We start from the raw sequence: 12,217 nt of genomic DNA on the forward strand, positions 1-12,217 counted from the left end.
TCGCGCCGGTCCGGTGGGACAATGACACCGGGCACGGCGGACCACAGCACGGGAGAGGGAAGTGACGGCGACACCATCGCAGCCGTACACACCGACAGCACGGCAGATGCTGCACACCCCCCACTTCGTTGATCCCCCACGCCCACCGACCCCCACGGACCCGCACGCCGGGCCCGACTCCCCGGCACCCGGCCCGGTGCCGCCCGCCGGACCCTCCGACCCCGGCGCGTCGCATACCCCGGCGCCGGTTCCCCGGACCGCCCGCCCCGCCACACCCGGCGACACAAGCAGCGCCCGTCCGCACCCCACCGCACCCGTGAAGAGCCACGCGTCCGGTCACGGGTCCGGGACGGGCGGTTCCGCCGTCCGTCGGTTCCTGTCACTGGCCCTGCTGCCCCTTCCCCTGCTCGCGCTCGCCGCCGTGACCCTCCCGGCGGCCTTCTCGGGCGGCGGGAACCGCCGCTGGTTCGGCGGGCGCGGCGAGGGCCAGCGCGCCGAGGCCCAGGCGGCCAAGGACGCCGCCGCCGCCGCGTTCTACGAACTGGACTCCGCGCAACGCGATCTGCGGATCTCCATAGAGACCATCACCGCCGTCGACGACTCGCCCCCGGCCCGCGGCGCCGTCTCCGGTTTCACGGATCTGAGCGCCCGTATCGACGAGGTCAGCCACCAGTACATCGCCGCCGTCGACGCGCATGACCTCGACCGGGACGATCTGGAGGCGTCCACCGCCTCCCGTGCCCGCGCCGAGCTCACGCAGGCCCGGGACGCCCTGAACAAGGTCAAGGACGACCTCGACCGCTTCACCCAGGGTCTCGGCCCGCTCCTCGACAAGGCCGAGACCCAGCTCGCCCGGCTCGCACCCGCCGTGGAGCGCGCCCGGCAGTCCCTGCTCGCCGCGAGCAACGCCCTCGACGCCACCCGGGCCGCCGGACTGCGGGCCGACGACCTCGCCGCCCGCCTCGCCGCACTGGCCCCCGAGCTGACCAGGCTGAACCAGGGGGCCGGCCGCCACGGCGTCCCCGAGACCCTCCAGCGTGCCGAGCACGTCGCCCGCGACGCCGAGGCGGTACGGGCCGAGGCCGAGCGGCTCCCGGAGCGCGCCGCCGAGACCGACCGCCGCCTGGTGTCGCTGCGCACCCGCGCCCAGGCCCTCACCACCCGCGCCGAGCAGGTGGAACCGATCCTCAGCGAGCTGCGCCGCCGCTTCACCATCGCCTGCTGGCAGGACCTCCAGCAGGTGCCGGAACAGGCCGCCGCCACCGTCCGGCAGGCCGAGGCCAAGCTCGCCGAGGCCCAGGCCGCCCGCGACGCCCAGCGCTGGCCGGACGCCACCTCCCTCCTCTCCACCGTCCGTGCCCTCCTCAACTCCACCGACGAGGCCGTCTCCGCCGCCGGGAACCGCCTTCAGCGGCTCAACGCCGTCGCCAAGGACCCCCAGGACGAGATCGACCGCACCCGCTTCGCCATCCGGGACGCCCAGCGCCTCGCCATGGCCGACCGGCACACACCCGACCCCCGGCACGCCCGCCCCCTGGACGAGTCGGTACGGCGGCTGGAGCTCGCCATCGCCACCCTGGAAGGCCGCCACCCGGACTACTGGCACTTCCTGTCCGAGTTGGAGGCCGTCCGGCAGGCGGTGGCCACCGTGGTGTCCCGTATCCGCGAGGAACGCGGCACCACCGCCTGAACCGGCCCCTACCGCGCCCGCACCGCCCCGGATGGCCCGAAGCACCCGCGCGGCACCGGCCGTCCGCCCGCTAGCCTGTCCCCATGCCCCGCTACGAGTACCGCTGCCGCACCTGCGGCGACACCTTCGAACTCAGCCGTCCCATGGCCGAGTCCGCCGCCCCCGCCGCCTGTCCGGTGGGTCACGACGACACCGTGAAGCTCCTGTCGACCGTGGCCGTCGGCGGCTCGTCCGCCGCCGCTCCCGCGCCCGGTCCCGCCTCGGGCGGCGGCGGAGGATGCTGCGGGGGCGGCTGCTGCGGCTGAACCCCACGGCGGGGGGCGTGCCGGGTCCTCATGTCCCCAAATAGCGGAGGACCGCGAGCACCCGGCGCGAGTAGCCGGACTCCCCCGACAGCTCCAGCTTGTCGAAGATCGCGTTGATGTGTTTCTCGACCGCGCTCTGCGAGATGTGCAGCCGCCCGGCGATCGCCGCGTTCGTGTGCCCCTGCGCCATCTCCGCCAGTACCTCCTTCTCCCGCGCGGTCAGCCGGCCCAGCAGATCGGCGTGCGGGCTGCCGCCGAGGAGCTGGCGGACCACCTCCGGGTCGAAGGCCGCCCGGCCCTTGGCCAGCAGCGCCACCGCGTCGCCCACGGCCGCCAGCACCTCGTGGCCCTCCTCCGCGAGCAGCCGCACCAGACCCTCCCGCAGCAGCGTCGAGTCCTCGGCGAGGATCAGCCGCACGGCAGCTTCACGGTGATCACGGTCGGTCCGCCGACCGGGCTGTCGACGTCGAAGGTCCCGTCCAGCGCGGCGGCTCTGCGGGCCAGACCCGTGAGCAGCACGAATATCAGCTCGGCGACCGCGGTGCAGGCGCCGAGCACGAGTCCGGTGGCGAGTCTGAGCCCGCCGCGTACGGCTGTGTCCACGTCGATCACGGTAGCCAGCCGGCGGGTCCCGGCACATTGTGGAAAACCGCAGTTCTTCCCTGTGGCGCGTACCACCGTAACGATGTGGTCCGCTTCAGTGTGCCTTCAGCTCAGATTTCCTACCGTGGAGACATGATCGAAAGCAGCGCTCCACAATGGATCAACGGCTTGATGGACCAGCTCGGCGCCCCAGGTGCCGGACTGGCCATCGCGCTGGAGAACCTCTTCCCTCCCCTGCCCAGTGAAGTGATCCTGCCGCTGGCCGGATTCGCCGCGAGTACCGGCCAGATGAATCTGGTGGCGGCCTTGTTGTGGACCACGGCCGGTTCGGTCGTGGGTGCGCTGGCCCTCTACGGCGTGGGGGCGATGCTCGGCCGCGAGCGCATGATCGCGATAGCGTCCAAGCTGCCGCTGGTGAAGGTCGCGGACATCGAGAAGACCGAGGCGTGGTTCACCCGCCATGGCACGAAGGCCGTGTTCTTCGGGCGGATGATCCCGATCTTCCGGAGCCTGATCTCCATACCCGCGGGTATCGAGCGGATGTCGATCCCGGTGTTCCTGGGGCTGACGACGCTCGGGAGCGCGATCTGGAACACCATCTTCGTCATGGCCGGGTATCTGCTCGGCGAGAACTGGACGGAGGTGACGGGCTATGTCTCGGCGTACTCGAAGGTCGTCCTGGTGCTGGCGGTCCTCGCGGTGATCCTCTTCGTGGTGGTGCGGATGTTCAAGCCCGGTCCGGGGCAGCGGCGCGGGTCAGGCTCCTCAGGATCGTCTCGCCGGCAGCGACGCCCCTCTCAGGAAGAGCTGTGAGGTTCGGCGCCTGCCAGCCTTCGTCCGCGAGTTCGCCGTGGCCCGGTCGCCAGGACCGGTCCGCGGCGAGCAGCAGATCGGCGTCGAGGAGGGAGTCCCCGGCGGCGAGGACGCGGGTGGCTCCGGTGCGCCGGGTGACCTCGCGCAGCGCGGCGCTCTTGGTGAGGGGCTTCGGGACGGCGTAGATCTTGCGGCCCTGGAGGGAGACGGTCCAGCCCCGGGGCCCCGCCCATGCGCTGAGATCCTTGACCCAGGTCCCGGGGAGCAGGGCGCGGTCGACGACGAGGTAGGCGAAGAGGTTCTCGGCCACGCGGTCCTTGAGCAGCCACGCCGGGTCGGCGGTGTGTCGCAGATGCGCGCGGACCTCTTCGAGGGGGGCGCATTCGTCCGCGATGCGTCCCGTGACCTGCCGCCGCCATTCCTCGTCGGGCTCCCCGTTTACGAGGATCTGGCCGCCGTTGGAGCAGATCGCGTGCCGGGCGGCGGGCCCGGGGAGATGGATGCGGCGGTACTGCTCGACGGTGCGGGTGGTGGTGGGGACGAAGTGCGTGGTGCGGGCGAGTCCGTCCAGGAGCGCGGCGGCGGTCTCGGTGAGGTAGGACAGGGGCTTGCCCTGGTAGACCTCGACGCAGAGCAGCCGGGGTGCCTCGGCGTCGGGGACGTCCAGGGCGAGTGCGGCGGCGGAGTAGATGAGGGTGCGGTCGAGGTCGCTGGCGACGAGGACGGAGCGGGGGTCGCTGTCCTGTGTGCGGTGGGGTGCGGTGTTCATCGCGCGGCCACCGACTTGCCGTCGGAGCCGGTGGCGCCGCGGGTGAAGCGGGGGTGGATGAGGCCGACGCAGGTGTACGGCAGACCGGGGACCTCTTCGACGGGGACGCCGCGTTGCTCGGCGAGGAGCCGTACGTGGTCGAGATCCCTCCCGGCGTCGGCGCGGGCCAGGATCTTCCAGGGGACGCGCCGCAGCAGGACACGGGTGGTCTCGCCGACGCCGGGCTTGACGAGGTTGACGTCGTGGATGCCGTACTCCTCGCTGATGCGTTCGACGGCGGCCCAGCCCTCCCAGGTGGGTGACCGGTCGGCCGCGAGCAGTTCCTTGACCCGCCCGGCGACGGCCTCGGCGACCTCGTCGAAGCGGGCGGCGATCCGGTCGATGAAGTCGGTGGAGACATCGGCGCCGGTGAGTTCGCGGTAGTACTTCGCGCCGTGGTAGTCGTCCGGTCCGACGAGGTCGGCGCGCAGGACGGTGCGGGATATCAGCCCGGAGACGGTGGAGTTGAGGCAGGCGGAGGGGATCAGGTAGTCGTCACGGGTGCCGTAGGTGCGTACACATGATCCGGGGTCCGCGAGGACGGCGATCCCGGGGTCGAAGCCGCGGATGCCGGTGCTCTCCTGGAAGTCTTCGAGGGCCTGGGCGAGTTCGCGGGTGATGGCGCCCTTGCCGGTCCAGCCGTCGACGAAGACGATGTCGGCGGGGTCGTGGTGGGCGGCGAGCCAGCGCAGCGCGTTGGTGTCGATGCCCCGGCCCCGGACGATGGACACGGAGTAGTGCGGCAGGTCGAGTCCGTGGTGGTGCCGGGCCCAGCGCCGCATCAGTACGCCGACGGGCGTTCCGGCGCGGGCGAGGGAGACCAGGACGGGCCGGGGTGAGCGCTCCGCGAGGACGATGTCGGTGACGGTGCCGACGGCCCCGGCGATCCGCTGGGCCGCGTCGGTGAGGGCGCTGTGGAACAGCTCCTGGTACTGGGGGCTCGGCTGGTACTCGACGGGCAGCGACTCGGCGTAGTGGGCGCCGCCCGCCTGGATCGCCTCCTCGCGTTCCTCGGTGGGGGCCTCCAGCCGCACCGAGGAGAGGTCCTGGAGCAGCCAGCCCACGTCCTCGGAGGCGTAGGAGGAGAAGTCGGGGCCGCGGAGGGGCTCGGGGAGCATGGAGGGCCTTTCGGGGGCGCGCGTCGCGGCGGGCGGTATGTACGAGGGGACGACGGCCAGCACGACACGGGAGGTGTGCCGGGCGAGCTGGGCGAGGAGCCCGTCGGGGGCGTGCAGGGCGGGGGTGTCCGCGGTGGAGTCGACGACGGCGACGACGGTGTCGAAGCCCGCACCGGCCACGTTGTAGGCGTAGCGGGTGCCGGGTCCGTCGCCCGGGTCGTCATGGGCGGGGAAGACCAGTCGGCTGCGGATGGCGTAGCCGGGGTCGTCCACGGCGAGGACGGGTGAGCGGGTGGTGGTGGAGAAGAAGAGGTCCGCGTCGAGCAGGTTCTCCAGCGCGGTGGCGAGCCGGAGCGGGGCGTACATGAGTTCCTCGAAGCCGAGGACGAGGACCCGCGGGCGGGTCGTGCCGGGCGCGGGGCGGAGGTGGGGGGCGAGCTGTGCGGCCATCGCCGGGAGCGCGGATTCGAGCCGGGCCTGGTGCTCGGGGGTGAACCCGTGCCGTCCGCCGTCGGGGATCCCGACGGGCCAGTCGAGGGCGGCGCGGACGACGGGCGCGGTCGTGGGGCGCCCGGGCGTGGGATGGGTGGCCGCGTTCCGCCCGCTCGCGGGGACTGCCCCTGGCGTCGTCGGCGTCGGCATCGGCATCGGCATCGGCGTCGGCGTCGGCGTCGGTACGGCTTCGTCGGGTGCCGGGGGCACGGTCTCGTACCGGGCGACCAGGGCTTGGCCCTTCGCCAGGACGTCGTCGGGCAGCCGCACCGTGCCCGCCGCGGTGGCCACGAGATCCACCCGCGCGCCGATCTCCCGGGCGAACGCGTCGAGCCGTCCGCGGTCCTCGGCCGACCGCATGTCGATCAGCGCGACGATGACGTACCGCTCACGGGGATGACGGGCGTGCAGGGCGCGGATCGTGTTGAGGACGGTGTTGCCCGTGGAGAACTCGTCGTCCACCAGCACCAGGGGTCCGTCCCCGGCGAGCAGCGCGGGGTCCTCGGGGAGCAGCAGATGGCTGCTGGCGTGGGAGTGGGCCTCCTCGAACCCGGCGGCGGTGGCGACGCCGGGCACGGGGCGCCGGGTGGAGTGGAGGTAGGGGGCGAGGCCGATCCCGTCGGCGACACAGTGACCGAGACCCGTCGCGGTCTCCGCGTACCCGAGGACCACGGCCCGGCGGGCCTCCTCGGGGCCGAGGAGGGCGAGCACCCGGCGGCCGAGCTCATGGCCGTGTCCGTGGACGACGGCGGGTGACCGGGGGACGTGCTTGCCGAGCACGTTCGACACGAGCAGGTGGGCGCGCTTGGGATTGCGGCGCAGCGCGAGCCCGAGAAGCTGCCTCAGCTCGTGACCGTCCGAAAGCCCCTGACCGTCCGAAAGCCCCTGACCGGCAGAGAGCCCCTGACCGGCAGAGAGGTCGTGGCCGCCGGACAGCTCGTCATCACCCGGGAGCTCATGGCCGCCGGAGAGCTCCTGACCGCCCGGGGGCTCGTGGGCTGCTGAAGGCTCACGGTCTCCTGAGGTCCCTTGACCACCGGTAGGGCCCGATCCGCCGCCGGTAGGGCCTGATCCGCGATCGCCAGGCCCCGATCCGTCGCTGACAGGCCCCGATCCGTCGCTGACAGGCCCCGATCGGCCGCTGGTAGGCCCCGATCCACCGTCCGAGGGGCCCGATCCGCCTCCGGCGGGGCCAGGCCGGCCACCCGGGCGCCCAGGGGTGCCCGCGTCGGCGCCCGCCTCGGCACCCACCAGTTCGATCCCGAGCCGCCGCGCGACCCACGTCCCCGTCCACACCACGTCGTCCATCGTCCCTTGTGTTCAGCCGGAGAGCCCGGCGGCGAGAAGTTCCACGAAGCCGACGTCCTCGCGTGCGACGCCGAACACCTCGGCGCGCAGCAGGATGCGCTCGGCCCACGCGCGGTGGGGTTTCACCTCGTTCATCTTGTTCGTGTAGGCGGAACGCATCACGCCGCCGCCGTCCCGCTCCGGTCGCAGGATGTCCCGCGCGTCGCCGTACTCCTCGTGACTGACCACGGACAGCGCGTGCACGGGCTGGACGTGCGACGGATGGATACAGGTCTTGCCGAGCAGACCGTTGGCGCGGTCGAGCTCGATCTCGCGGAGCAGTCCGTCGAGGTCGTGCTCGATGAGCGTCTGGCGCAGCTCGTCCGCGCGGCCCTCCAGGAAGGGGCTGCGGCGCAGCTGGGGCTTGAACATGCGCTCCTGGAGCCGGAAGTACTCCCAGACCGGCCCCGTGACGGTGTAGCCGGTGCCGTCGGCGCGGCCGAGGAGGTTCACCACGTCACCGATGACGGAGGCGACGACCTGGACGTCGTAGGCGGTCAGGTCGGGCGGCCTGCGCAGCCCGTACACCGAGCAGAAGTCGGTCACGCCCAGTCGCAGGGCGAGAACGCGGTCGCGGTACTTGTCGACGGTACGGGCGATCCCGGTGAGGGTCTCGCGGCGGGTCTCCAGGTACAGCAGCTCCGGGGACTCCAGCACCGGCATCGCGAACAGTCTGCGGCCGTGGAGGGACTCGGCGGCGGTGAGGGCCTCCAGGAAGGGGATGCCCCGCTCCTCGGTGAACTTGGGCAGTACGAATCCGGACAGCAGCGCGCCGGCCGCGCCCAGGCGCCGCACCAGGTCGGGGATCTGCCCCGGCGTACGGACCCGGATGAAGAGAAGCGGCAGGTCACCGCCGGGGTGCGCGGCGAGGTCGGTGAGCTGGCGGACGATGTTCCGCTCGGCGTCGGGGACCTCGGTGTCCTCGATGGAGTCCTCCAGGCACAGCACCATGGACATCACGCCACGAGCGGCCTGTTTGCGGACGGCGTCGGCCAGCGCCGGCCTGGTGGCGGGGGTGTAGAGGGTCGCTCCCAGGGCGACCGCGAGCACCCGGGCGGGAGAGTCGGCGGTGAAGTCGCACGGCTCCCGGTGGAAGAGGCGCTGACGCACCTCAGGGGCGATGTGCCCGAAATGACGCATGACTCTCCCCGTGAAGCCGGAATGTTCCGACGCAATGTGGCCGGTAATAGTACGTAGGAACGTATGTCAGGGGTTCCCATGGGGCGTGAATTTCTGGTAATCAGCTGCGGTCCGTGTCGGCCCGCGGGGCCCGTTTTCCTTGTCGCGGCACGTCCCCCGCGTTGTCCTGGCGACCGCCGGGAAGGCAGGATGGCCGTATGACGCACGCGATGCTGAAGGGGTCGAACGTCCCGCTCGAAGCGACGGCGGTACGCGCGGTGCTGCGCTGGTCCCCGGGGCAGGACGTCCCGGACGTCGATGTCTCGGCGCTGCTCCTCGGGTCCGGGGGGCGGGTGCGGTCCGACGAGGACTTCGTCTTCTACAACCAGCCGCGGCATCCGTCGGGCAAGGTGTGGCGGCTGGGCAAGAAGCGCGGGTCCCAGGGGCTCACCGACACCATTCAGGCGGATCTCGCGGGGCTGCCCGCCGAGGTCGACCGGGTGCTGTTGGTGGCGTCGGCCGACGATGTGCCGTTCGAGCGGGTGCACACGCTGTGCATCCAGCTGCATGACGCGGACGCGGCGGACGACGAGCCGCTGGCCTATTTCGACATCAGGCCGGAGACGGGCGCGGAGACGGCGCTGATCTGCGGTGAGATGTACCGGCGTGGCGACGGCTGGAAGTTCCGCGCGGTGGGTGACGGGTACTCGAACGGCCTGGTCGGTCTCGCGACGGACTTCGGGATCTCGGTGGACGAGTCCGAGCAGGACCCGGAGCCGGACGCCGCGGAGCAGGTGCGGGACGCCGCGGTCCCGCCGCCCGCGCAGCCGTCCGCGGCGGCCCCGTCCGGCCCGGCGCACACCGTGCCCCGGCAGACCGCGCCCCATCCGGCGTATCCGCCCGCCCCGCGGGAACCGGCCGCCGGGCCCGCGTACGGCTATCCCCCGGCCGCGACGACGGCCGGCCCGTCGCCGCAGCCCACGTACGGCTACCCTCAGCCGCCGTCCGGGCAGCCGGGGGCCCCGCAGCCTTCGTACGGCTATCCGCAGCCGGTCGCCGCGGTCGTTCCCGACCCGGACTTCCGGCTGCCGCCGCAGGGCCCGCAGTTCCAGCCCCGCTGAGGTTCCCGGCCGGCCGGCCGTCGCCCGGTGGCCGGTTCGGGTGCCCCGGAGGCGAGGGTTCAGCGGTCGGCCTTGGACTTGTAGCCCCGGCCCCACTGGAGGCCCCACCCGTACAGGCGGTCCAGCTCGGCCTGGAAGCCGTAGACGAACTTCACCTCGCGGCGGACGATCAGCTCGTCCTTGACGTTCTCCAGTGAGAACACCGCGCAGGAACGGGCCTGCGGGGCGCGCTCGTCCAGCCCGATCTCGATCCGGGGACCGCTGCTGGGGTAGAGGGTGACGATGGCGTGGGTGCGGTCGAAGGCGGGGGTCTGGTCGTAGATGTAGACGAAGATCAGCAGGCGCTTGATCTCCTCCCGCTGGTCGAGGTTGACGAAGAGCGTCTCGCCGGTGCCCGAGCCGAAGCGGTCGTCCCCGCTGAGCTTGACGTAGGGCGCGCCGTTCAGGTCCCCGAAGAAGCCGCCGAGGGGCTGGACGACGCCCTTCGTCCCGTCCGTCAGCTCGTAGAGGCAGCCCAGGTCGAGGTCGACATTGACCATGCTCATGGTGTGGGCCTGGACGACATCGGGTTTGAACATCTTGAGCGGGCTGCTGAACAGTCCGCCGCGGTCCGGGCCGCCGATGTCCGAGTTGCGCATCCGCCAGGAGAGGTTGACGCGCAGATTCCCGGTGGCGGCGCCCTGCTTGGTCAGCGAGACCATGGGGCGCCGCTTGGTCAGTTCGATGGCGTTGCTCGCCGAGGCCCCTGACTCGAAGTCCGCCGAGCGCCCCGGCCACAATCCGTCCCAGAAGGACATACCGCCCCCCAATGCCCTGGTGTCCCGATGCCCGGCCGTCGGCCGGGTTTCTCCTGATCGTTGCAGCGGGGCGGCCGTGAGGACCATGCCTCACGACCGCCCCGTTGAGAGCGTTCCTCGTGGCGGGCGCCGTCACACTCCGGAACCGGCCACGGTCGGGCGATGCTCAGGCCCCGGACGTCACCTTCGACGCGTCGTCCGAGCCGTCGCCCTTGTGGCCACTCGCCACCAGGGCGCGGTTGCGCCGCACGGACGACCAGAACGACCAGCCGATCAGGACCACGCCGACGAGTCCGGTGACGAACTCGTTGACCTCGAAGCGGATGGTGATCAGCAGGATCGCGGCGAGCGCGCCGATCGCGTAGTGCGCCCCGTGCTCCAGATAGACGTAGTCCTCCAGGGTGCCCTGGCGGACCAGATAGACGGTGATGGACCGGACGTACATCGCGCCGATACCCAGGCCGAGGGCCATGAGAACGATGTCGTTGGTGATCGCGAAGGCGCCGATGACCCCGTCGAACGAGAACGACGCGTCCAGGACCTCCAGGTAGAGGAACATGAAGAAGGCCGCTTTGCCCGCGAGGAGGATCACGGGCTTCCCGCTGCGCTTGGCTGCTTCCTCCGCCTCGTGCTCGCGTTCCTCCTCCTCGTCGAGCTTGCCCTCGAAGAAGCCGGACAGACCGCCGACGACCAGATAGGTGATGAGACCGGCGATCCCGGACAGCAGCACCGTCTCCGTCTTGTCGGCGTGGGTACCGCCGTGCTGGTGCGCTTGCGGCGCCAGATAGAGGGCGCTGATCATGAGCACGATCAGGGCGATGCACACGGAGAGCATCTCGACCTTGCCGAGCCTGGCCAGCGGGCGCTCGATCCAGCGCAGCCACTTGATGTCACGGTCCTCGAAGATGAAGTCGAGGAAGATCATGAGGAGGAACATGCCTCCGAAGGAGGCGATCGACGCGTGGGCGTCGGTGACCAGTTCCTGATAACGGTCCTTGTCGTTGAGCGCGAGATCGACCGCTTCGATCGGACCGAGTCCGGCGCTGACCGCGACGATGACCACGGGGAAGACCAGCCGCATACCGAAGACGGCGATCAGGATGCCGATGGTGAGGAAGATCTTCTGCCAGAAGGCATTCATCTTCTTCAGAATCCCGGCGTTGACCACCGCGTTGTCGAACGACAGCGAGATCTCCAGGACGGACAGGATCGCCACGATCCCGAACCCGACCCACCCCCCGTAGAGCAAGGCTGCGACGAGGCCGAGCGCGGTGACCGCGAACGACCAGCCGAAGGTTCTCAGAATCACTGGCTACCCATTCCTGTCACGGGGATTTCCCCGGTAGGAGTCCGGCAGGGGTCACCCCGCACCGGGCCCAGCTTTACGAAACATTGACTCCGAAGTCTAGGGCGATGCCACGCAAGCCCGACGCGTACCCCTGGCCCACTGCACGGAACTTCCATTCATTTCCGTAACGGTAGACCTCACCGAAGATCATCGCAGTCTCGGTGGACGCGTCCTCCGAGAGGTCGTAGCGCGCGAGTTCCTGGCCGTCCGCCTGGTTGACGACCCGGATGAAAGCGTTGCTGACCTGGCCGAAGCTCTGACCGCGGTTGTCCGCGTCATGGATGGAGACCGGGAAGACGATCTTGTCGCAGCCGAGCGGGACCTTGGACAGATCGATCAGGACCGACTCGTCGTCCCCGTCGCCCTCACCGGTGAGATTGTCACCCGTGTGCTCGACGGAGCCGTCGGGGCTCTTGAGGTTGTTGTAGAACACGAACCATTCGTCACCGAGAACCCGGCCCGCGGTGCACAGCAGAGCGCTGGCGTCGAGGTCGAAGGGGGCTCCCGTGGTGGAGCGTGCGTCCCAGCCGAGGCCGACCAGTACCTGTGTGAGATTCGGCGCGGCCTTGGACAGGGAGACATTGCCTCCCTTGGCAAGCGTGACACCCATGATCGTCTTCCTCCCCGAGGTGATACTGCGTCTTCCCGGGGACCGC

The 12,217-nt window shown here is 71.0% G+C and carries 13 protein-coding genes; 5 read left to right on the plus strand and 8 right to left on the minus strand.

Going from position 1 to position 12,217, the window contains the following annotated elements; translation table 11 throughout:
• Positions 1 to 106: 106 nt before the first annotated feature.
• A complete protein-coding gene (locus tag AB852_RS30840) occupies positions 107 to 1,690 on the plus strand; it encodes a coiled-coil domain-containing protein (RefSeq protein ID WP_425444201.1) in 1,584 nt (527 codons plus the stop codon).
• An 83-nt stretch (positions 1,691 to 1,773) separates the two neighbouring features.
• A complete protein-coding gene (locus AB852_RS30845) occupies positions 1,774 to 1,995 on the plus strand; it encodes an FmdB family zinc ribbon protein (RefSeq protein WP_073793521.1) in 222 nt (73 codons plus the stop codon).
• 28 nt (positions 1,996 to 2,023) lie between these two features.
• Here AB852_RS30845 and AB852_RS30850 read toward each other — a convergent pair whose 3' ends face one another.
• Both AB852_RS30850 and AB852_RS30855 read right to left on the minus strand, forming a co-directional pair.
• Positions 2,024 to 2,413 (minus strand): response regulator transcription factor, encoded by a 390-nt coding sequence (locus tag AB852_RS30850; protein WP_178391162.1) that lies wholly within the window; start codon positions 2,411 to 2,413, stop codon positions 2,024 to 2,026.
• Entirely contained in the window at positions 2,404 to 2,598 is a 195-nt protein-coding gene (locus AB852_RS30855) for a hypothetical protein (protein WP_143201306.1), read from the minus strand. Before AB852_RS30855 ends, AB852_RS30850 begins: the two co-directional genes overlap by 10 nt.
• 132 nt (positions 2,599 to 2,730) lie before the next feature.
• On the opposite strand from AB852_RS30855, the gene AB852_RS30860 reads away from it, so the two are divergent.
• Entirely contained in the window at positions 2,731 to 3,411 is a 681-nt protein-coding gene (locus AB852_RS30860) for a DedA family protein (RefSeq protein ID WP_073793523.1), read from the plus strand.
• On the opposite strand, the gene AB852_RS30865 is transcribed toward AB852_RS30860, so the two are convergent.
• Together AB852_RS30865 and AB852_RS30870 are read right to left on the minus strand one after the other, a co-directional pair.
• Positions 3,326 to 4,180: an HAD family hydrolase gene (locus AB852_RS30865; protein WP_073793524.1), complete on the minus strand. Its 855-nt coding sequence runs from the start codon at positions 4,178 to 4,180 to the stop codon at positions 3,326 to 3,328. The two genes, AB852_RS30860 and AB852_RS30865, sit on opposite strands and share 86 nt — an antisense overlap.
• Positions 4,177 to 6,675, minus strand: coding sequence for a phosphoribosyltransferase (locus tag AB852_RS30870; protein WP_245877020.1), 2,499 nt, complete (start codon positions 6,673 to 6,675; stop codon positions 4,177 to 4,179). The genes AB852_RS30865 and AB852_RS30870 overlap by 4 nt, the downstream gene beginning before the upstream one ends.
• Here AB852_RS30870 and AB852_RS41075 point away from each other — a divergent pair.
• On the plus strand, positions 6,595 to 6,834 hold the full coding sequence (locus tag AB852_RS41075) for a hypothetical protein (RefSeq protein WP_245877030.1): 240 nt from the start codon (positions 6,595 to 6,597) through the stop codon (positions 6,832 to 6,834). The two genes, AB852_RS30870 and AB852_RS41075, sit on opposite strands and share 81 nt — an antisense overlap.
• Positions 6,835 to 7,149: 315 nt before the next feature.
• On the opposite strand, the gene AB852_RS30875 is transcribed toward AB852_RS41075, so the two are convergent.
• A complete protein-coding gene (locus AB852_RS30875) occupies positions 7,150 to 8,316 on the minus strand; it encodes an HpcH/HpaI aldolase/citrate lyase family protein (protein WP_073793525.1) in 1,167 nt (388 codons plus the stop codon).
• A gap of 197 nt (positions 8,317 to 8,513) precedes the next feature.
• Between AB852_RS30875 and AB852_RS30880 the strand changes: the two genes are divergently transcribed.
• Complete coding sequence (locus AB852_RS30880; protein WP_073793526.1) at positions 8,514 to 9,416, plus strand: TerD family protein; 903 nt, start codon at positions 8,514 to 8,516, stop codon at positions 9,414 to 9,416.
• Positions 9,417 to 9,475: 59 nt separating this feature from the next.
• Here the strand turns inward: AB852_RS30880 and AB852_RS30885 are convergent, their stop codons facing one another.
• The 3 genes from AB852_RS30885 to AB852_RS30895 all read right to left on the minus strand — a co-directional run bounded on the left by AB852_RS30885 (position 9,476) and on the right by AB852_RS30895 (position 12,171).
• Positions 9,476 to 10,213 carry a TerD family protein gene (locus AB852_RS30885; RefSeq protein WP_073793527.1) on the minus strand — a complete coding sequence of 246 codons (738 nt, stop codon included), beginning with the start codon at positions 10,211 to 10,213 and terminating at the stop codon, positions 9,476 to 9,478.
• 166 nt (positions 10,214 to 10,379) lie between these two features.
• The gene (locus AB852_RS30890; RefSeq protein ID WP_073793528.1) at positions 10,380 to 11,522 is read right to left on the minus strand and encodes a DUF475 domain-containing protein; all 1,143 of its coding nucleotides are present in this window, start codon (positions 11,520 to 11,522) and stop codon (positions 10,380 to 10,382) included.
• Between the two features lie 73 nt (positions 11,523 to 11,595).
• Positions 11,596 to 12,171: a TerD family protein gene (locus tag AB852_RS30895; protein WP_073793529.1), complete on the minus strand. Its 576-nt coding sequence runs from the start codon at positions 12,169 to 12,171 to the stop codon at positions 11,596 to 11,598.
• Positions 12,172 to 12,217: the final 46 nt, after the last annotated feature.

Origin of the sequence: Streptomyces uncialis (assembly GCF_001905345.1) — a bacterium.
GTDB classification, from domain to species: domain Bacteria; phylum Actinomycetota; class Actinomycetes; order Streptomycetales; family Streptomycetaceae; genus Streptomyces; species Streptomyces uncialis.

Bases quoted from the DNA above. Each gene is read 5' to 3' on its own strand.
- AB852_RS30840 (WP_425444201.1), top strand. From the start codon at position 107: ATGCTGCACACCCCCCACTTCGTTGATCCCCCACGCCCACCGACCCCC.
- AB852_RS30875 (WP_073793525.1), bottom strand. From the start codon at position 8,316: ATGCGTCATTTCGGGCACATCGCCCCTGAGGTGCGTCAGCGCCTCTTC.
- AB852_RS30860 (WP_073793523.1), top strand. From the start codon at position 2,731: ATGATCGAAAGCAGCGCTCCACAATGGATCAACGGCTTGATGGACCAG.
- AB852_RS30865 (WP_073793524.1), bottom strand. From the start codon at position 4,180: ATGAACACCGCACCCCACCGCACACAGGACAGCGACCCCCGCTCCGTC.
- AB852_RS30885 (WP_073793527.1), bottom strand. From the start codon at position 10,213: ATGTCCTTCTGGGACGGATTGTGGCCGGGGCGCTCGGCGGACTTCGAG.
- AB852_RS30895 (WP_073793529.1), bottom strand. From the start codon at position 12,171: ATGGGTGTCACGCTTGCCAAGGGAGGCAATGTCTCCCTGTCCAAGGCC.
- AB852_RS30845 (WP_073793521.1), top strand. From the start codon at position 1,774: ATGCCCCGCTACGAGTACCGCTGCCGCACCTGCGGCGACACCTTCGAA.
- AB852_RS30880 (WP_073793526.1), top strand. From the start codon at position 8,514: ATGACGCACGCGATGCTGAAGGGGTCGAACGTCCCGCTCGAAGCGACG.